This window comes from Flavobacterium sp. xlx-214 (genome assembly GCF_013874595.1).
In the GTDB taxonomy this organism is placed as follows: domain Bacteria; phylum Bacteroidota; class Bacteroidia; order Flavobacteriales; family Flavobacteriaceae; genus Flavobacterium.
In genome coordinates, this window is sequence record NZ_CP059431.1 from 1,934,108 (window position 1) to 1,955,348 (window position 21,241).

Sequence of the window (21,241 nt, forward strand, 5' to 3'; positions counted from 1 at the left end):
TTTACTTAAATAGAGTTCTGTGTTCATTCAAAATTTATGTAGATAACTCTGTTAAAAGAAAAAGATTTTTTTATTGTTAAATCTTTTGTGAAGTTATATATTTGTCCGTTTTATAAATTTTTAACTTCATTAGTATCTTAAAAATGAGTAAACAACATCATTTAAAAACTATTAATTTTTTTCAAAATGCAGAATAAAGGACTCGTTAAGTTTATTGCGATTATTTTTGCGTTGGTAAGTATTTACCAATTGTCCTTTACGTTTGTAACAAATCATTACGAGAATAAAGCAAAGGAATTTGCTAAAGGTGATTTAACCAAAGAAGCTCGTTATTTAGATTCAATTGCAAACGAAAAGGTTTATTTAGGTCAAACTTTTGCTGAAGTTCGTTCGAAACAAGTTCAAAAAGGTTTAGATCTAGAAGGAGGTGTTAACGTAATGCTTCAGATATCTGTAAAAGATATTTTAAAAGGATTGTCTAATAACTCTAGAAATGCAGTTTTTAATCAGGCATTAGCTGAGGCTGAAACAAAGCGCGATGGTAATCAAACGTATTTAGAATCGTTTTATGAATCATTTGATCGTTTATCTGCTGGTAAAGTAAAATTGGCTTCATCTGAAATTTTTGCAAATAGAAATTTACAAGAAGTAAATGCTTCTATGACCAATGATCAGGTTAAGAATGTTTTAAACAAAAAGGTAAAAGAATCTGTTGAAAGTGCTTACAAAGTTATTGGTGAGCGTATTGACCAATTTGGTGTTGTATCTCCAACAATTCAAATGGTAGGTGAGTCTGGTAGAATTTTAGTTGAATTACCAGGAGCAAAAGATATCGATCGTATTAAAAACTTATTACAATCTACAGCGCAATTAGAGTTCTGGGAAACATATAAGTTTGAAGAAGTTGGTAACTTTTTATATGCAGCTAACGAAGCTTTAAAGAATCAAAAGAATGAACCTGTTGCTGAGGTTAAAAAAGATACAGTTGCTAAAGCAGAATCTAAAACAGATGTTGATAAATTATTAACAGGTGTTGCTAAAGATTCTACAGCAAAAGCAACCAAGCAAGATGTTGGTCCTATTGTTGCTTTAATGCAAGGGCAAGGTTTTCAAGGTTCTCCTATTTTAGGCTTTTTTGCTACAAAAGATACTGCTAAAATAAATGGTTACTTAAAAGATCCGCATGTTCGTAGTTTATTAAGTGGTGAATTACGTCATGTTAAATTTGCTTGGGGTAAAGCTAAAAAAGGTGCTAACATTGTAGAATTATATGCATTAAAAGGTAACGCTCAAAATGTAGCTCCACTTTCAGGTGCTGTTGTTACTGAAGCACGTGATGATTACGATCAAACTACAGGTAAACCAGTTGTTTCTATGCAAATGAATGCTAAAGGAGCAAAAGATTGGGAAACCTTAACAGGGAAAGCATACAATCAGCAATCAAATATTGCTATTGTTTTAGATAATATTGTATACTCTGCTCCGGGTGTTACTACAGGTCCAATTTCAGGCGGTAGTTCAAGTATCTCTGGTGATTTTACAGTACAAGAAACAAAAGATTTAGCTAATATCTTAAAAGCAGGTAAATTACCAGCGTCTGCAGATATTGTTTCTTCAGAAGTAGTAGGGCCATCATTAGGACAAGCAGCAATTGATGCTGGTATGATGTCTTTTGTAGTTGGTATTTTAATCATTGCAGGATGGATGGTTTTCTTCTACGGAAAAGCAGGTTGGTTTGCTAATATTGCTTTACTTGTAAACTTGTTGTTTATGTTTGGTATTTTAGCAAGTATTGGTGCTGTATTAACTTTAGCGGGTATTGCAGGTATTGTTTTAACAATTGGTACAGCAGTAGATTCCAACATTCTTATTTATGAACGAGCGAAGGAATCGCTTAGAGAAGGGCACTCTTCTAAAGAAGCTATTAAACATGCGTTTTCATGGAATGGTGCTATGTCTGCTATTACCGATGCTAACGTTACAACAGCTTTAACAGGTATTGTATTACTTATTTTTGGTACAGGACCAATTAAAGGTTTTGCAACTACATTATTAATTGGTATTGCAACATCATTATTTACTTCAATTGTAATTACAAGAATTTTAGTAGATATGGCAGAATCTAGAGATTCAAAATTATCTTTCAGTACTAAATTAACTAAGAATTGGTTTACAAACATGAACTTTGATTTCTTAGGTAAAAAGAAAATTGCATACATTTTTACTACTATTGTAATGATTGCTTGTTTTGCAACTTTATCAATAAAAGGCTTAAATTATGGTACCGATTTTACAGGAGGTAGAACATTCCAAGTTCAATTTGATAATGTTGTTGATGCTTCTGAAGTATCTAATAAATTATCGCAAGAATTTGATAGTAATGTAGAAGCAAAAGTATTTGGTAAAGATGATAAATTAAAAATCACAACTAAATATCGTGTAGAAGAAGAAGGTGTAAAAGTAGACCAAGAAGTAAATGAAATTCTTTACAAAAACTTAAAACCTTTCTTTAAAACAAACTTAACTTATGAGCAGTTTACACATCCAGATGCTAATGGCTTTGGTATTGTTCAAGCATCAAAAGTAGGACCAACAGTAGCAAAAGATGTTAAAACAGATGCGTATTGGGCAGTTGGTGGTTCGTTGTTAATTGTGTTTGTTTACTTAGCAATTTCGTTCCGTAAATGGCAATATTCATTAGGGGCTGTTGCAGCTGTTGCACACGATGTGATTTTTGTATTAGGAGTTTATTCATTCTTCTACGCATTTGCGCCTTTCAACATGGAAGTTGATCAATCATTGGTAGCTGCTTTGTTAACTGTAATTGGATATTCGTTAAACGATACCGTAATTGTATTTGACCGCGTACGCGATTACATTAAAGGTGATACAGAAGGATCGTTTGAAGAAGTAGTAAATAAATCTATTAATACTACATTATCACGTACTTTTAATACATCGGCAACCGTTATTGTTGTATTGTTAATCATGTTTATCTTTGGTGGTGAATCAATCCGTGGATTTGTATTTGCAATGTTATTAGGTATTGGTGTAGGTACTTACTCATCATTATTTATTTCAACGCCAATTTTGGTTGATACAATTAAAGGTTCAGCTCAACGTGAACGTGATGAAGCTTTAAAAGCACGTCAAGAAGCAGAAAATACAAGCGAAACAGTTTAATATTTCTGATATAAACACTACAAAAGTCACCCATTTGGGTGACTTTTGTGTTTTACATATACGCTAATAAAAAGACGATTTTCTAGTTTTGTTTTTTAAATAAATTAGTTTTTTATCTATTAATTGCTTAAATTCGTAAATTATTCAACAAAATTCAAACAGTTACAATATATTATGAATCAAGCAGCTACAAAGGAAGCTTTAACTTTTGAAGATTTTAAAAAAGAAGTTTTAAATGATTATATAACAGCTCGCATTTCTCGTGAATGTAGTTTGTTAGGTCGTAGAGAAGTTTTAACAGGAAAAGCTAAATTCGGTATTTTTGGCGATGGAAAAGAAGTGCCGCAATTAGCAATGGCTAAAGCTTTTAAAAATGGTGATTTTCGTTCAGGTTATTACCGCGATCAAACGTTTATGATGGCAATTGGCGCATTAAATATTCAACAGTTTTTTGCTGGTTTGTACGGTCATGCAGATATTAATCAAGATCCAATGTCAGGCGGAAGACAAATGGGCGGGCACTTTGCAACGCACAGTTTAGATGAAAATGGTCATTGGAAAAACTTAACCCAACAAAAAAATTCAAGCTCAGATATTTCTCCTACAGCAGGGCAAATGCCTCGTTTATTAGGTTTGGCACAAGCTTCTAAGATTTATCGCGAATTTCCAAATGCAGATAAAGAAGGTAAGTTTTCTGTAAGCGGAAACGAAGTAGCTTGGGGAACTATTGGTAATGCATCAACTTCTGAAGGTTTGTTTTTTGAAACCATTAATGCAGCAGGTGTTTTACAAGTGCCAATGGTTATGAGTGTTTGGGATGATATGTATGGAATTTCGGTTCATGCACGTCATCAAACAACAAAAGAAAGTATTTCTGAAATCTTAAAAGGTTTTCAAAAAGAAGAAGATACCAACGGTTATGAAATATTAACAGTAAAAGGATGGGATTATCCTTCGTTAATTGATACATATGCTAAAGCTGCATCTATTGCGCGTACGCAACATGTTCCGGTTTTAATTCACGTTAAAGAATTAACACAACCACAAGGTCACTCAACTTCTGGTTCTCATGAGCGTTATAAATCTGCAGAACGTTTACAGTGGGAAAGTGAATTTGACTGTCTTACTAAATTACGTACTTGGGTTTTAGAAAATAATTTTGCTACTGCAGAAGAGTTAGATCAATTAGATGCTGACTTGAAAAAACAAGTACTTGAAGGTAAAAAAGCAGCTTGGGAGGCTTACTTAAACCCAATTAAGGAAGAAAGAGCATCTTTAATAGCTGTGTTAAATACGGTTGCTGCTTCATCAGCAAATAAAGTATTTATTGAAAAAATGATTGCTGATTTACAATCAATTAAAGAGCCTATTCGCAAAGATAGTTTAATAACAGCACGTAAAGTATTACGTATGGTTGTGGGCGAAGCGGGTCAGGCAACTTTAGCATCATGGATTCAAAATTACACGAATGATGTGCAACCAAAATTCAGCTCTAACTTAATGTCGCAATCATCAAGCAAAGCAGATGGAATTCAAGAAGTTCTTCCTGTTTACGATGAAGTAGCTGCCGAAGTAGACGCTCGTTTGGTTATCCGTGATAATTTTGATAAAATTTTTGAAAAATATCCTGAAGCATTAATTTTTGGAGAAGATTCTGGTAATATTGGTGATGTTAACCAAGGATTAGAAGGTTTACAGGAAAAATATGGTGAAACACGTATTTCTGATGCAGGTATTCGTGAGGCAACCATTTTAGGTCAAGGTATTGGTATGGCAATGCGCGGATTACGTCCTATTGCTGAAATTCAATATTTAGATTATTTATTGTACGCTATACAAATTATGAGCGATGATTTAGCAACCTTACAATACCGTACGGTTGGTAAACAAAAAGCACCGCTTATTGTGCGTACACGCGGACACCGTTTAGAAGGTATTTGGCATTCGGGATCGCCAATGGGTATGATTATTAACGCAGTACGCGGTATGCATGTTTTGGTTCCTAGAAGCATGACAAAAGCGGCAGGTTTCTATAATACATTGTTAGAAGGTGATGAGCCTGCTTTGGTGATTGAATGTTTGAATGGATATCGTTTAAAAGAAAAAATGCCTACTAATTTAGGTGAATTTAAAACACCTATTGGCGTTGTAGAAACAGTAAAACAAGGTAACGATATTACCATTGTATCATATGGTTCTACTTTACGTGTTGTAGAGCAAGCTGCTAAGGATTTATTGGAAACAGGTATTGATGTTGAAATTATTGATGCACAATCATTATTACCTTTTGATAAAAATCACGATTGTGTAAAATCACTTCAAAAAACAAATCGTTTATTAGTAGTAGATGAGGATGTGCCAGGTGGTGCATCGGCATATATTTTACAGCAAATTGTTGATGTTCAAGAAGGATACAAGTTTTTAGATAGCAAACCAGAAACATTAGCTTCTAAAGCACACCGTCCGGCTTATGGAACAGATGGTGATTATTTCTCAAAACCATCAGCAGAAGATATTTATGAAAAGGTTTATGCTATTATGCATGAAGCCAATCCAACAAAATATCCTAGTTTATACTAAAATCAATGAAAAGCATCTTTATAAGATGCTTTTTCTTTATCTTTAGCTAAATTTTAGTTATGAAGAAACTCACGCCATATCGAGTAGCATTGTTGGTGTTGTTAATTATAATTATAGCGTTAAACAGTGTACGCTTGTTTTTATATGGTTTTATCATAAGTTTTATGATTGTAATTTTAGATAGAGCTTTCTTTAATAAACGTAAAAAAAGCGATTATCAGTTTTACAATTTGTTTGTGGTAATTACTTTTGCATTGTCTCTTTTTTATACATTCTCGCCTGTTTTTAGGTATTGGGAGTTTAAAATTTCGCATCCTAAATGGAAAGATTTAGAAATTGTATCAGTGCAAGCACAACCATTTCATGTTAAACAAATTGATCAGCAAATATCAAGCATTACATCACCAATTGTAGTTACTTATAAAGATAGTAAGCAAACACAAAAAACGATTCAAGACTCGCTAAGTCATTATAGCTTGTACATCCCTTTTTCTTTAGGATACGAACAAACTCTTAAAGACGAACTTCTTTTTATTCATAATAGATCATTAGATAATATGGTGAAAAAGAAAGAAATTCATTTGTTTGAAAATCCTAGAAATCATACTATTAAAACGTTTTACGGAAGCGATGTTTTTGCTTTAAGACATTCAAGATGGTTTCATTTTGCTTTGTATTTATTGTTTGGCTTGTTTGTTTTTACCTTTTTAAACCTTGTTTTTAGATTTAAAACAATTATGGGTAATTTAAAAGATGCCAATGAGTACAAACGTTTTGGAGGTATTATATACATTAGTCTTTTTTTACTTACTTTAGTATTGAATGTATTATTGGTAGTACATTATTTAAGATTTTAATTCATTAATAATTAAAAGATTATCCCTTTTTTAATTGCAGTAAAATAAAATTATTTTTAGTAAAAAATTAGTACCTTTGCAAGGTTTTTAAAAGACAAATAAAATGGTTAAAGATTTATTTGAAAGAATTCATGATAATAAAGGTCCGTTAGGAAAATGGGCTTCACAAGCAGAAGGTTATTTCGTATTTCCTAAATTAGAAGGAAAGTTAGGACCACGTATGCAATTTCAAGGAAAAGAAGTTTTAAACTGGTCAATTAACGACTATTTAGGTTTAGCTACACACCCAGAAGTAATGAAAGCTGATGCTGACGCTGCTGCTGAGTTTGGTGCTGCTTACCCAATGGGTGCACGTATGATGTCTGGTCATACAGATTGGCATGAACAATTACAAAATGAATTAGCTGCTTTTGTACATAAAGAGGCTGCATACTTATTAAACTTTGGTTACCAAGGTATGGTATCAACAATTGATGCATTGGTAACTAAAAATGATGTTATTGTTTACGATGTAGATTCTCACGCTTGTATTATTGATGGTGTGCGTTTACACATGGGAAAACGTTTTACTTACAAACATAACGATGTTGAATCTTTAGAGAAAAACTTACAGCGTGCTACTAAAATGGCCGAAGAACAAAACGGTGGTATCTTAGTTATTACCGAAGGTGTTTTTGGTATGCGTGGTCAACAAGGAAAATTAAAAGAAATTGTTGCTTTAAAAGAAAAATACAATTTCCGCTTGTTGGTTGATGATGCACATGGCTTTGGTACTTTAGGTAAAACAGGAGCAGGAGCAGGTGAGGAGCAAGGCATTCAAGATGGTATTGATGTGTACTTTTCTACTTTTGCTAAATCAATGGCTTCAATTGGTGCTTTTATTGCTGCAGATAAAGACATTATTGATTACTTAAAATACAACTTACGTTCGCAAATGTTTGCTAAAGCATTACCAATGATTTTAGTAAAAGGAGCTTTAAAACGTTTAGAGTTGTTACGTAATAACCCAGGTTTAAAAGATAAATTATGGGAAAATGTAAATCGTTTACAAAATGGTTTAAAAGATAGAGGTTTCAATATTGGTGATACAAACACATGTGTAACTCCGGTATATTTAGAAGGATCTATTCCAGAAGCTATGATTATGGTGAATGATTTACGTGAAAATTACGGAATCTTTTTATCAATTGTAGTATATCCTGTTATTCCTAAAGGAATCATTTTATTACGTGTTATTCCTACAGCATCTCATACTTTTGAAGATATCGATCAAACATTATCTTCTTTTGAGGCTATTCGTACAAAATTAGTGGATGGTACTTACAAAAAAGTAGCCGAAGCTAATGTAGTTGACATGGAAGCGCAACAATAAAATAATCTAGTTTAAATATAAAAAAAGCACTCTTTAAAAGAGTGCTTTTTTATTTCATTTCAATTGGAGGAAAAGACCAATGAAAACGTACAGCCAAAATACGAATGGCTATAATGGTGCCTGCAGTAATAATGTAAATAAAATCATCGTTTAAATGAAAGTACTTTAAAATAAAAAACATGACTCCACCTATTAAACATGCGGTTGCATAAATTTCTTTTCTAAAAATAACAGGAATTTCGTTACATAAAATATCACGAGTTACACCACCAAAACAAGCCGCTGTTGTACCCAGAATAATACAAACAATAGGACTTAAATGAATAGATAGTCCTTTTTCTATACCAATTATAGTAAAAATACCGATACCAATGGTATCAAACAAAAATAAAGAGGTTCTAAAAACACCCAATTTTTGTCTAAAAACAATAGCAACAATGGTGCTTAAAATAACAATATAAAAGGTTTCTAAATTTTGAAGCCACGCTACGGGTGTATTTCCTATTAATAAATCGCGTAAGGTACCTCCTCCTATTGATGTAACCAAAGCAATAATAAAAACGCCAAAAAAATCCAATCTTTTTTCAATTCCTGCCAATGCTCCTGAAATGGCAAATGCAACTGTTCCTAAAATTCCTAATATAGAAAAAATCATTATTTACTAGTTAAATGATTAAAATCGTTGATGATTGTTTGAATAAATTGATGCGCCGTTTGTTCTTGATTTTTAATGGTAGTAACCTCTTCAATTTTTAAAACAAGACGGTTAATCATACTTTGATCATTTTCCATAATAGCTGTGTTATAAGCTTTCTTAATAATATTCATATCATTATCAGATAAACGTACAACTGTAGGAAATGTAACAATGTATTCATTTGATAAATCGTTTAAAAAACGATGATTTAAAGTTACTTTTGATTTTAATGATATCACTGTTGCATCGGTAACAATATCTCCTAATCGTTGCCCTTTATCCGAAAAAATAATACACAACATAGCGGGTAATCCCATAGAAATGTTAATATCAATTAATCTGCAAACCCATCTGCTAAAATAATCTGAAAACCGTGCTTGATATCCTTCTAATTTCACAACTCTAATTTTCATTACTTTTTTTCCAGGTGTTTGTCCGTTTGTCCAACTTTCAAATACAAGAGAATAGAAAATGATGGGTGAAAAAAGCAAAAACATTACAACACCACCTTCCCAAGAATCAAGAGAATCTGCAAACGAAGCAAAATTTAAAAGATCAAAAACAAAATAGTATATTGCTATTACATAGGCTATTTTTATAGCCATATCAATTGCAAAAGCAAGAATTCTTTCGCCTAAAGAAGCAGCTGTAAAATTTATTGCAACATTTTGCGCAGTGTCTATCGTTATTTCGGTCATTATTTTTATTTTAGCATTTATGAGAGAAATTGCCTTTATAAAACAAAATAAAGAAAAATGGTTAAATATTGAGCAACAATTATCAGTAAAAAATAAAATTTCTGCTGATGATTGGTCGCAAATGTATATTCAACTAAGTAATGATTTGGCTTTTTCACAAACCTACTACCCTAAAAGTGATGTTACTACTTATTTAAATAACCTTGCAAGTACCGTTCATCAAAAGGTTTATACCAATTATAAATATGAAAAAAACGTACTTAGTAAATTCTTTTTTTACGAAGTGCCCCATATAGCCTATGAATATAGAAAAGTACTGTATTTTTCTTTAGTTCTTTTTTTAGTTTTTGTAAGTATTGGAGTGATTTCAGCAGCAAATGACGACCGCTTTGTCCGTTTAATTTTAGGCGATGCCTATGTAAATGCTACTTTAGATAATATTGCTAAAGGAGATCCTATGGCAGTTTATAAAGGAAGTTCAAACTGGGGAAGCGCTATTGGCATTACACTAAACAACTTGTATGTAGGAATACGATGTTATATTTATGGAATATTTGGAGGTTTAGGTACTTTTTATATCATGTTTCAAAATGCTATTATGTTAGGAAGCTTTCAGTACTTTTTCTATGATAAAGGTGTTTTTAATGAAAGTATAAGAGGCATTTGGTTACATGGATCTATGGAAATTATGGCTATTGTAATTGAGGTATGTGCAGGATTTATTCTAGGAGCAAGTATTTTGTTTCCAGGTACATATACTAGATTACAATCTTTAAAAATAGGGTTTAAAAAAAGCTTTAAATTATTTATTAGTACTATGCCTTTTACCATTTTTGCTGGGTTAATTGAAGGTTATGTAACACGTTATGCTAAAGAAATGCCTAATGTTTTAAACTATATTATTATTTTTGGTACCTTAAGTTTAATTACCTTTTATTATTTTATTTATCCTTTAATGGTGCATAAAAAAACACTTAAAAAATAAATTATTTATGTTTCAGTTATTTCAAATTCGTGGTTTTGGAGAATTTATTTCAGATACTTTTCAATTTTTAAAAAATTACGGTAAAAACTATTTTAAAAACTACTTAAAGCATGCCTTTGTAGCTTTACTACTATTAATGGTTTCAATGGCTTTAATAGGTACTTTTTACTATCGTGTATTAATAACCACAGTTGGTTTTACAGGAACCGAAACATACGATAATGCTTTTGTAACAGAGAATGTTGTATTGCTTATTGTAGGAATGATTGCCATAGTAATTATTTCCTTGTATTTAGCTTTATTAAACTACTCATACCCTGTATACTATTTACGATTGGTTGGTGAAAACCCTAACAAAATGCCTGAACTACAATCAATTAAAACATTGGTTAAGAATGATTTTGGTCGTTTACTTCTATTTGGCTTGTTAAGCGTTATTGTTTTTTCAATTATTGGTATTGTTGCTTTTTCAATAGCGGCTATTTTAAGTTTTGTTATCATTGGTATTTTTATATTTATATTATTAATGCCAACCTTTATCACTTGGTATTCACTTACCTTGTATTATTATTTAAATAAAAATCAATCTTTTTTTGATGCTTTAAAATATGCTTTTTATACCATTACCAATAATTTTTGGAACATTATTGGTGCCAATTTATGCATGCTTATTATTGTTTATGTGTTAAGTATGGCGGTAACCATGATACCTTATATGATTATGATGATTACCATGGTTTTAGGTATGGAAGGAATTGAATCATCGCAAAGTATGAACAGTTCAAATATTTCAATATTCTTAGTTGTAATGGTTATTGTGTATTGCTTTTCAATATTAGTTAGCATGTTGCTTAATCACTTATTGTTAATTCAAACTGGTTTGGTTTACTATTCTGAACGCGAAAAATTAGAACAAAACACGATGCGTCAATCAATTGACGAAATTGGTAAACATGAATAAATTTATTTTCATTTTTTTTACTTTTCTAAGTATCAATTTGTTGGCTCAAAATAATGCGTCAACAGATTCTTTGCAGCCAGTTGTTAAAACGGTTATTGAAGACGATGTACTTACAGAAGAAAAAGTAGTGCAAGATTCTATCAACAGTACATTGGTACCCTTGCATTCTGAAAATATAACTCTTAAAACGCTTCCTAAAGACTTTCAACAAAAATACTCGGATGCCGAATTTCAATACGATGTTAAAAAAGAAAGTGGTTTATTATCGCTTATTCGTAAATGGTGGCGTGCAATTGTTGATTGGTTTAGCATTGAAACATCTAATTCTAACCTTGTAATTGATGAAATTGTAAACATTGTTTTGGTTATCTTGGGTATTATTGCCTTTGGATTTTTATTGTATTATTTAAACAAAAAAGGATTTATCAAGTTGTTTTCAAAAAAATCCGAAGTTGTAATTAATGAAAAATACATCGAAGAAAATATTGAAAAAATTGATTTTGAAGCTTTAACGCAAACAGCAAAAGAAGAAAACAATTTACGTAAAGCAATTCGTTATTATTATTTGTGGATGCTTAAAAATTGGTCCCAAAACAATTTAATTAATTACGAACCTAATAAAACAACAAAAAAATATGTAAGTGAGCTAACCAATACCAGCAATAAAACATCTTTTCAATACATTTCTTACATATATGATAATGTTTGGTATGGCTATCACGATATATCAGCTAGCGATTTTTTAAAAATTGAACAGCAGTTTCTTGAACTAATTCAAAAAAAATCATGAAAAGCGAATATATAAAATACGGCATTTACTTTATATTGGCTGCATTATTTGTAATGCTTGTTCAATTATATTTTCCTAATCCTATTAATTGGGACAAAAATTTTGATACCCAAAACAAAGATCCTTATGGTTTGTATGTTTTTAATAAAGAATTGCCGCAATTATTACAAAATCAAGAAATTACAAAAACGGCTTTAAGTCCGTACGAGTTTTTTGAAGATGGAAAAAAAATAAACGATGCTCAAACCACTTTTCTATTAATTGAAAACGCTCGTTATTTTGACCCAATGTCAGCTAAAAAAGTACTTGAAAAAGTAAAAAACGGTGCCGATCTTGTTATATCAAACGAATATTTTAACAGTGGAAATGGTTTGGTATTAGATACTTTACAACTAAAAATTTACAATGTTCTTCAAAGTAAAATTCATTTTGTAAACAACAATTTAGCACAAGATACATTAACTATTAAAGATAATTACAGCAACATTTTTTTGGTTAAAAAACCTGAAAATCATTTGGCAATAGCAAAAATGAATCACGAATTAGCTTTTGTGGCAACTAAATTTGGAAAAGGAACCATTTATTTAAATACAACTCCTATTTTGCTTACCAACTATTATTTGTTGAATAAAAAAGAGCAATCAAGTAGTTTTACAGAAGGTTTTGCATCAATCATTCAAAAGAAAAACGTTATTTGGTTTGATCCTCATTACCAATCAAATGAGCGTGATAACGATCAATCTATTTTTAGAGTACTTTTTAAACATCAAACTTTGCGTTTTGCGTGGTATACTTTAATTTTTGGACTTTTATTGTTTATCATTTTTTACGGAAAACGCAAACAACGCATTGTTCCAATTATTGAACCTGTTAAAAACACAACAGTTGAATATGTTGAAACGGTTGGTAACTTGTATTATCAAGAAAATGATATAACACAGCTTTTAAACAAGCAAATTCAATACGCCTTGTATTTTATTCGAAACGATTGGAAAATCCCAACTCAAAACTTAGATAACGATTTTAAAGAACGATTACAACAAAAAACAGTTGCTTTAACTAATGAAATTGATGAATTTGTACACTTTGTAAAATCGTTTAATAACAACCAAACGTATACGCAACAGCAATTAATACAGTTTAACCAATTAATGGAAAAATTAAATATTAACTATGGAAAATTTAGAAAATAACGAAATATCTTTTAACAGTCGTATTCCTTTAAACGATTTAAAAGAGCAAATACAAAGCATAAAAACAGAGCTTCAAAAAGTAATTGTTGGTCAGGAAGAACTAATTGATCTTTTATTGGTTTCGTTACTTTCAAACGGACATGTTTTAATTGAAGGAGTTCCTGGTTTGGCAAAAACATTAACCGCAAAATTGCTTGCAAAAACAATTCAAACGCAGTTTTCTCGCATCCAATTTACTCCAGATTTAATGCCTTCGGATATTTTAGGAACTTCTATTTTTAATAATCAAACCAATGCATTTGAGTTTAAATCAGGACCTGTTTTTTCAAATTTTGTATTGATTGATGAAATTAATAGAGCGCCTGCTAAAACGCAATCGGCTTTATTTGAAGTGATGGAAGAGCGCCAAATTACTATTGATGGTAACACCTATCAAATGGAAAAACCATTTATTGTTTTGGCTACTCAAAATCCTATTGAACAAGAAGGAACTTACTCTTTACCAGAAGCGCAATTAGATCGTTTTTTAATGAAAATAACCATTGATTATCCTACTTTAGAGCAGGAAATTCAGTTATTAAATTTAGAACAAGCAAATGAAAATGTTGTAAAAACTAGTTTAATTAACCCTGCAATTACAGCATCTCAATTAATTGAATTTCAACAACTAGCATTAAAAGTAATGGTTGAACCTAATTTAATTCAGTTTATTGCGCAAATTGTAAATAATACCAGAAATCATAATTTCTTGTATTTAGGTGCTTCGCCACGTGCTTCCATTGCTATTTTAAACGCAAGTAAATCGTTTGCTTTAATAAATGGTCGTGATTTTGTTACACCAGATGATATTAAATATGTGGCTTATTATGTTTTAAATCACCGTTTAATTTTGGCACCTGAACGTGAAATGGAAGGTATCACCATTAAAGATGTTGTTAAACAAATTGTAGATACTGTAGAAATTCCTCGATAAATTATAATGAAACTTTTGTATTTAAATACACGTTTTTATTTGGCATTACTTGTGGTAATGTTAGCTTTTATTGTGGGCTTTTTTGTACCTTTTTTTTATTACGTAGCGCTACTATTGTTACTTGTATTTGTAGGCTTAGTAGGCACAGAACTTTTCATGCTTTTTCATTTAAAAAAAGGGATTGATGTAGAACGAATACTTCCCGAACGATTTTCTAATGGCGATGCAAATGAAGTTGTTTTAACCATACAAAATCATTATGCTTTTTCTTGTCATTTAAATATTATTGATGAGTTGCCTTTTCAGTTTCAAGAAAGATCTTTTGCTATAAAAGATACTATTGATCGTTATTCAAAAAAGCAAATTTTGTATAATGTAACTCCAAAACAACGAGGTGTTTATGAATTTGGTGCTGCAAATGTTTACGTAAGTATTTTCACAAAATTTATAAATAAACGATACAAATTTACTGTTAATCAAAATGTTGCGGTGTATCCTAGTTTTTTAAATTTACGTAAGTATGAATTGTTAGCTTCTAAGACTGCTTTATTGCCTAATGGCGTAAAACGAACCCGAAAAATTGGTCAATCTGCAGAATTTGAACAAATTAAAGACTATGTTTTAGGCGATGATTTGCGACATGTTAATTGGAAAGCAACAGCCAAAAAGCAACATATAATGGTAAATCATTATCAAGAAGAAAAAGCGCAAAATGTGTATTTACTAATTGATAAAGGCAGAACCATGAAAATGCCTTTCAACGGTATGTCTTTATTAGATTATGCTATAAATGCGGCACTTATGTTGGCAAATATTTCCGTAAAAAAGCAAGACAAAGCTGGTATTTGGATTTTTGAAAAGAAAACCGATGTTTTTATAAAAGCGGATAACAAACCTTTACAAGTACGTAGAATTATTGATGCACTTTACAATTGTAGTACCGATTATAAAGAATCAAACTATGAATATATTTTATCAAACAGTTTAAAGAAAATTCAAAAACGTAGTTTGTTAATTCTTTTCACCAATTTTGAAACCGTAGATGCCTTAAAACGTCAGTTACCTTATTTAAGAGCTTTGGCAAAAAAGCATGTGGTCTTAACCATTATTTTTGAAAATACTTTGTTAGATAATATTTATTCTAGAAAAATAAAGTCAACAAAAGATATCTATATTCAAACAATTGCATCTAAATTTGTGCATGAAAAACAGCTAATTCTGCAAGAATTACAATTACACGGAATTAAAACGGTGTATACAAAACCTGCCGATTTATCTGTTAATCTGTTAAACAAATACTTAGAAATAAAACAACAAGAAATAATTTAAATGAAGCAAATTACCAGCATACAAAATCCATTTATTAAAAGTATTGTTCAATTACAAGAAAAAAGCAAAGCTCGAAAAAAAGAGCAGCAATTTGTGATTGAAGGTGTGCGAGAAATTGAATTTGCTTTAAAAAATGATTATAAAATAGAGCAACTTTTGGTTTGTTCAGATTTTCTAACCAATCTTCGTATTAAAACATTATTAGAGAATACGCCAAATACAACGGAAAAGATAGAAATCTCGAAAGAAGTTTATCAAAAAATTGCTTATCGTGAAAGTACCGAAGGTATAATTGCCATATCGCAAACAAAAGATCACAGTTTAGAAAGCATCCAATTACCTAAAAATCCGTTAATTGTTGTTTTAGAATCGTTAGAAAAACCAGGTAATATTGGCGCTATTTTAAGAACTGCCGATGCTGCTAAAATTGATGCGTTGTTTATTGCCGATCCCAAAACCGATTTGTATAATCCTAATATTGTGCGCTCTAGCGTTGGGGCTCTTTTTACCAATCAGGTTGCTGTGGCATCATCGCAAGAGATTATTAACTATTTAAAAACCAACAACATTGCAATATACAGTGCTATTTTGCAAGAAGCGGTTCCGTATTTTTCTGTTGATTTTTCGCAAGGATCTGCAATTGTTATGGGTACCGAAGCGACAGGTTTATCCAATATTTGGAGAACATCGTCTCAAAACAACATCATTATTCCCATGGAAGGGCAAATTGATTCAATGAATGTTTCTGTTGCCGCTGCGGTTTTAATTTTTGAAGCAAAGCGACAAAGAATGAGCTAACGTTTATTTATTAAAAATTTTAATTATATTTATAAAAAATTTAAGACTTTATGAAAAAAACTATATTAAAAGCTTTCTTAGGATTGGCCTTATTGGTTGGTGTTCAAGCACAATCGCAAGTAATTCATAAATATGAGCGTTATGTTAAAGATTACAAATGGAAAGTAGGCGCTAGTTATAACATGATGGATTTTAACTTTAACCATTCTGATTTACCTGAAGGAACAAGCGCTAGTATGATTTCTGGTGGTATTCCTGCAAAAGTAATGTTGGGTTATGAGTTTGCAAAAAACTTATCGGTTGAGGCTGATTTTTCAATGAACGAAATGATGAAAGATGATGTAATGAATGGCGATATTGTTTCTGAAGACATTACTATTATTTCATTTAACGGTTCATTAGCTTATAGTTTAGGCGGTTTGTTTAACTTACCAGTTGTAGATCCTTACATTAAAGCAGGTATTGGCCATTTACGTTTAAACGAGGTTGATTTAACTATGGCAAGTGCTGGTGGTGGTATCAATTTTTGGATTGCCGATATTCCTGCTACAAAAAGCTCTCGTTATCATCATGATAAAATCTACCGTCGTTTAGGTATCAATGTAGAAGCTATGGGAAGATCTAATATTTCAACCAACGGACCTGGTTCTCATGCACAATATTCTGCAGGTATTTTCTATATGTTCTAACATATTTTAAACATATAATTTTAAAGGAGCAATAATGCTCCTTTTTTTTATGAAAAACACTTAACAAATAAAGATTTTCACTATATTTAGATAGAAAATCAAGGGCAATTATATGACACAAGAAGAAATAGAAAAAGAAAACAAAGAAATAGCACGTGAATATAAAGAGCTTTTAAGTATTAGTTACCAAACTTTATCTGATGAAGATAAAAAATTAATACGCAAAGCCTTTGATGTGGCGGTTGAAGCACATAAAGACCAACGAAGAAAATCGGGCGAAGCTTATATTTTCCATCCTATTGCGGTGGCTAAAATTGTGGCTTCTGAAATTGGTTTGGGTCCAACTTCTATTGCTGCTGCTTTAATGCATGATGTTGTAGAAGATACTGAAATTACAGTTGAAGATATTGAGCGCATGTTTAATCCTAAAATTGCTAAAATTGTTGAAGGATTAACAAAGATTTCTAGAATGGAACCCGATCCAGATATCTCACTACAAGCTGAAAATTATCGTAAAATGTTACTTACGTTGAATGATGATGTGCGTGTAATTCTGATAAAAATTGCCGATAGATTGCATAATATGCAAACTATGGAAAGCATGGCGCCGTATAAACAGGCAAAAATCGCCTCTGAAACCTTATACATTTATGCTCCTTTAGCACATAGATTGGGTTTGTTCAACATTAAAACAAAACTAGAAGATTTAGGTTTAAAATACACTGAACCAGATGTTTATAATGATATTTTAAGCAAAACAAAAGAAAGTAAAGAAGAACAAACGGCTTATATTGAAAGCATTACATCGGTTTTAAAAGAAGCGCTTGATAAAGAAAATATTGATTTTGCAATAAAAGGTCGACCAAAATCAATTTATTCTATTGTAAGAAAAATGAAAGCGCAAGGCGTAACTTTTGATCAAGTTTACGACAAGTTTGCTATTAGAATTATTTACAATTCTGATACTCATGATGAAAAATTTGTGGCTTGGAAGATTTATTCTGTAGTAACTGATCATTACCGTCCATCGCCAAGTAGATTGCGTGATTGGATTTCATCACCAAAATCTACAGGTTATGAAGCTTTACACATAACGGTTATGGGACCAAAAGGTCGTTGGGTTGAAGTACAAATTCGAAGCGAACGTATGGACGAAATTGCTGAGAAAGGATACGCTGCCCATTACAAATACAAACAAGGCGTTACCGAAGAAAACAGTTTGGATAAATGGTTGAATTTACTAAAAGAAACTTTAGAAAGTCAAGAATCTAATGCAGTTGATTTTGTTGAGGATTTTAAACTGAATTTATACGCTAAGGAAATTTATATTTTCACCCCAAAAGGTGAAATTAAATCGTTGCCAAAAGGCGCAACAGCTTTAGATTTTGCTTTTAGTATTCATACCGATATTGGTTTAAAAACGCGTGGTACAAAAGTAAACGGTAAGTTGGTTCCGTTAAATTATGAATTAAATTCTGGCGATCAGGTTGAAATTATTACATCAGCAAATCAAAAACCAAGCTCGCATTGGTTAGAATATGTAACTACTGCACGTGCTAAAAATAAAATTAAGAATGTTTTAAATGAAGATACTAAACGAATTTCTGACGAAGGAAAAGAAGTTTTAACGCGTAAACTAAAACATTTAAAAATTACACTTGATGAAAAAACAGTTAATGAACTAGTAAATTTCTTTAAACTAAAAACAAGTCAAGAATTATTTTATCGTGTAGGTTCAGGAAAAATCGAAAATCAACAATTAAAAGATTTTGCAAGCCACAAAAACAGCAACGCTTTCTTAAATTTCTTTAAGAAAACCATTCGTAAAGATGCACCTGAACAAAAACAAGAAACCAAATTAGATTTACTTGTTTTTGGTAAAGATGATGAAAAGCTAGATTATAAATTAGCATCATGTTGTAACCCTATTCCAGGCGATAATGTTTTTGGTTTTGTAACCATTAATGAAGGCATTAAAGTACATAAAATTGATTGTCCAAATGCAATTAGTTTACAATCAAACTACGCTTATCGTATTTTACCAGCAAAATGGATTGACTCTTCAATACAAGAATTCAATGCTACTTTACTTATTAAAGGAATTGATGGTTTAGGTTTAACAAACGAGCTTACAAGAGTGATTTCCAATCAAATGACCGTAAATATCCAAAGTATTTCTTTAAGTTCAAACGCAGGTATATTTAATGGTCAAATTACAGTTATAGTGCCCAATAATCAAGTGTTAAATAAATTAATTGAGAATATACAATCTATAGACGGTGTTGAAAAAATAACCCGAGTTTTTGGAGCTGCATAATTTAGATGCTTTTTAATTTTCAGTATCAATAATAAAGATTTATATTTGTGTCGTTAAAAAATACCATGAAAGAAGATAAAAATCAAGAGATTGTAAAAAATGTTTTTATCAAATATTTAGAAGAAAAAGGTCATAGAAAAACACCTGAGCGCTACGCTATTCTTCAAGAAATATATGATAGCGAAGAGCATTTTGATATAGAATCGCTTTACATTAAAATGAAAAACAAGAACTATCGTGTAAGTAGAGCAACGCTTTATAATACGATTGAGTTGTTATTGGAATGTGGTTTGGTACGTCGTCATCAATTCGGTCAAAACCAATCGCATTACGAAAAGTCGTATTTTGATAAACAACACGATCACATCATTTTAACGGATACTGGCGAAGTAATTGAATTTTGCGATCCTAGAATTCAAACCATAAAACAAACAATTGAAGAAATTTTTGGTGTTAAAATCAACAATCACTCTTTATATTTTTACGGTACTAAAGAAAACAAAGACACAACTAAATAATTAAAAACAGACTAACATACACAGCATTATGACAGTAGATTTGCTACTTGGTCTTCAATGGGGAGATGAAGGAAAAGGGAAAATTGTAGATGTTCTTACTTCAAAATACGACATTATTGCGCGTTTTCAAGGTGGTCCAAACGCAGGACACACTTTAGAATTTGATGGAATTAAACACGTTTTAAGAACTATTCCTTCAGGAATTTTCCACAAAAAATCAATCAACATTATTGGTAACGGGGTTGTTATAGATCCAGTTGTTTTTCAAAAAGAAATTGAAGGTTTACAACAATTTGATATTGATGTACAATCACGTTTATTAATTTCAAGAAAAGCACATTTAATTTTACCAACGCACCGTTTACTAGATGCTGCTTCAGAAGCATCAAAAGGTAAAGCAAAAATTGGTTCTACATTAAAAGGTATTGGTCCTACTTATATGGATAAAACTGGTAGAAATGGTTTGCGTGTGGGTGATATTGAATTAGCCGATTTTAAAGAGCGTTACAATACATTAGCTGAAAAACATATTGATATGATTAAATTCTACAATGTAGATTTACAATATGATTTAGCTGAAATGGAAGCTGAATTCTTTGCTGCTGTTGAAGAATTAAAAAAATTAACTTTTATTGATTCTGAATTCTATTTAAACAATGCTTTAAAAGAAGGAAAATCAATTTTGGCAGAAGGTGCTCAAGGTTCATTATTAGATATCGATTTTGGTACGTATCCTTTTGTAACATCTTCAAACACAACTGCTGCAGGTGCTTGTACAGGTTTAGGTGTTGCGCCTAATAAAGTAAAAGATGTTTTTGGTATTTTCAAAGCATATACTACACGTGTTGGATCGGGTCCATTCCCTACCGAATTATTTGATGAAGTAGGACAAACAATGGCAAAAGTGGGTAATGAATTTGGATCGGTTACGGGGCGTGCACGTCGTTGTGGCTGGTTAGATTTAGTTGCTTTAAAATATGCTGTTGAAGTAAACGGTGTTACAGCACTTTACATGATGAAAGGTGATGTTTTATCAGGTTTTGATACTTTAAAAGTATGTACTGCATATACTTATAAAGGACAAGAAATTGATCATTTACCTTACAATATTGAAGAAGAAAATGTACAACCTGTTTTTGTTGAGAAAAAAGGTTGGAAACAAGATTTAACGGGTTTAACATCTTATGATGCATTACCTGCCGAATTAAAAGAATACATTACATTTATTGAAGAATACGTGGGTGTGCCAATTAAAGTTGTTTCTGTTGGTCCAGATCGTAAGCAAACAATAATGAAGTAAT

At 31.2% G+C, this 21,241-nt stretch carries 17 protein-coding genes; 15 read left to right on the forward strand and 2 right to left on the reverse strand.

What is annotated here, in order from left to right; all coding sequences use genetic code 11:
- The first annotated feature begins 186 nt into the window (after positions 1-186).
- The 4 genes from secDF to H1R17_RS09190 all read left to right on the forward strand — a co-directional run bounded on the left by secDF (position 187) and on the right by H1R17_RS09190 (position 7,992).
- Positions 187-3,183: a protein translocase subunit SecDF gene (secDF, locus tag H1R17_RS09175; RefSeq protein WP_163433036.1), complete on the forward strand. Its 2,997-nt coding sequence runs from the start codon at positions 187-189 to the stop codon at positions 3,181-3,183.
- A 174-nt stretch (positions 3,184-3,357) separates the two neighbouring features.
- Positions 3,358-5,763, forward strand: a complete 2,406-nt coding sequence (locus H1R17_RS09180) for a thiamine pyrophosphate-dependent enzyme (RefSeq protein ID WP_163433035.1) — start codon at positions 3,358-3,360, stop codon at positions 5,761-5,763.
- 59 nt (positions 5,764-5,822) lie between these two features.
- Positions 5,823-6,620: a hypothetical protein gene (locus H1R17_RS09185; RefSeq protein WP_163433034.1), complete on the forward strand. Its 798-nt coding sequence runs from the start codon at positions 5,823-5,825 to the stop codon at positions 6,618-6,620.
- A gap of 103 nt (positions 6,621-6,723) precedes the next feature.
- Entirely contained in the window at positions 6,724-7,992 is a 1,269-nt protein-coding gene (locus tag H1R17_RS09190; protein WP_163433033.1) for a pyridoxal phosphate-dependent aminotransferase family protein, read from the forward strand.
- 49 nt (positions 7,993-8,041) lie between these two features.
- On the opposite strand, the gene H1R17_RS09195 is transcribed toward H1R17_RS09190, so the two are convergent.
- Together H1R17_RS09195 and H1R17_RS09200 are read right to left on the reverse strand one after the other, a co-directional pair.
- The gene (locus H1R17_RS09195) at positions 8,042-8,647 is read right to left on the reverse strand and encodes a trimeric intracellular cation channel family protein (protein WP_163433032.1); all 606 of its coding nucleotides are present in this window, start codon (positions 8,645-8,647) and stop codon (positions 8,042-8,044) included.
- Complete coding sequence (locus H1R17_RS09200; protein WP_163433031.1) at positions 8,647-9,387, reverse strand: RDD family protein; 741 nt, start codon at positions 9,385-9,387, stop codon at positions 8,647-8,649. Before H1R17_RS09200 ends, H1R17_RS09195 begins: the two co-directional genes overlap by 1 nt.
- Before the next feature lie 19 nt (positions 9,388-9,406).
- Between H1R17_RS09200 and H1R17_RS09205 the strand changes: the two genes are divergently transcribed.
- From H1R17_RS09205 to H1R17_RS09255, 11 genes are all read left to right on the forward strand, one after another.
- Positions 9,407-10,372, forward strand: a complete 966-nt coding sequence (locus tag H1R17_RS09205; protein WP_163433030.1) for a stage II sporulation protein M — start codon at positions 9,407-9,409, stop codon at positions 10,370-10,372.
- A gap of 7 nt (positions 10,373-10,379) precedes the next feature.
- Complete coding sequence (locus H1R17_RS09210) at positions 10,380-11,333, forward strand: hypothetical protein (protein ID WP_163433029.1); 954 nt, start codon at positions 10,380-10,382, stop codon at positions 11,331-11,333.
- Positions 11,326-12,123: a hypothetical protein gene (locus tag H1R17_RS09215; protein ID WP_163433028.1), complete on the forward strand. Its 798-nt coding sequence runs from the start codon at positions 11,326-11,328 to the stop codon at positions 12,121-12,123. The genes H1R17_RS09210 and H1R17_RS09215 overlap by 8 nt, the downstream gene beginning before the upstream one ends.
- Positions 12,120-13,316, forward strand: a complete 1,197-nt coding sequence (locus tag H1R17_RS09220) for a DUF4350 domain-containing protein (protein WP_163433027.1) — start codon at positions 12,120-12,122, stop codon at positions 13,314-13,316. The genes H1R17_RS09215 and H1R17_RS09220 overlap by 4 nt, the downstream gene beginning before the upstream one ends.
- Entirely contained in the window at positions 13,297-14,289 is a 993-nt protein-coding gene (locus H1R17_RS09225; protein ID WP_163433026.1) for a MoxR family ATPase, read from the forward strand. The genes H1R17_RS09220 and H1R17_RS09225 overlap by 20 nt, the downstream gene beginning before the upstream one ends.
- A 6-nt stretch (positions 14,290-14,295) precedes the next feature.
- Positions 14,296-15,618: a DUF58 domain-containing protein gene (locus H1R17_RS09230; protein ID WP_163433025.1), complete on the forward strand. Its 1,323-nt coding sequence runs from the start codon at positions 14,296-14,298 to the stop codon at positions 15,616-15,618.
- The gene (locus tag H1R17_RS09235; RefSeq protein WP_163433024.1) at positions 15,619-16,416 is read left to right on the forward strand and encodes an RNA methyltransferase; all 798 of its coding nucleotides are present in this window, start codon (positions 15,619-15,621) and stop codon (positions 16,414-16,416) included. It begins immediately after the preceding gene.
- Positions 16,417-16,466: 50 nt separating this feature from the next.
- Entirely contained in the window at positions 16,467-17,105 is a 639-nt protein-coding gene (locus H1R17_RS09240) for an outer membrane beta-barrel protein (protein WP_163433023.1), read from the forward strand.
- Between the two features lie 112 nt (positions 17,106-17,217).
- Entirely contained in the window at positions 17,218-19,422 is a 2,205-nt protein-coding gene (locus tag H1R17_RS09245) for a bifunctional (p)ppGpp synthetase/guanosine-3',5'-bis(diphosphate) 3'-pyrophosphohydrolase (protein WP_163433022.1), read from the forward strand.
- 65 nt (positions 19,423-19,487) lie between these two features.
- Positions 19,488-19,940 (forward strand): Fur family transcriptional regulator, encoded by a 453-nt coding sequence (locus H1R17_RS09250; protein ID WP_163433021.1) that lies wholly within the window; start codon positions 19,488-19,490, stop codon positions 19,938-19,940.
- 28 nt (positions 19,941-19,968) lie between these two features.
- The gene (locus H1R17_RS09255; RefSeq protein ID WP_163433020.1) at positions 19,969-21,240 is read left to right on the forward strand and encodes an adenylosuccinate synthase; all 1,272 of its coding nucleotides are present in this window, start codon (positions 19,969-19,971) and stop codon (positions 21,238-21,240) included.
- Position 21,241 lies beyond the last annotated feature (1 nt).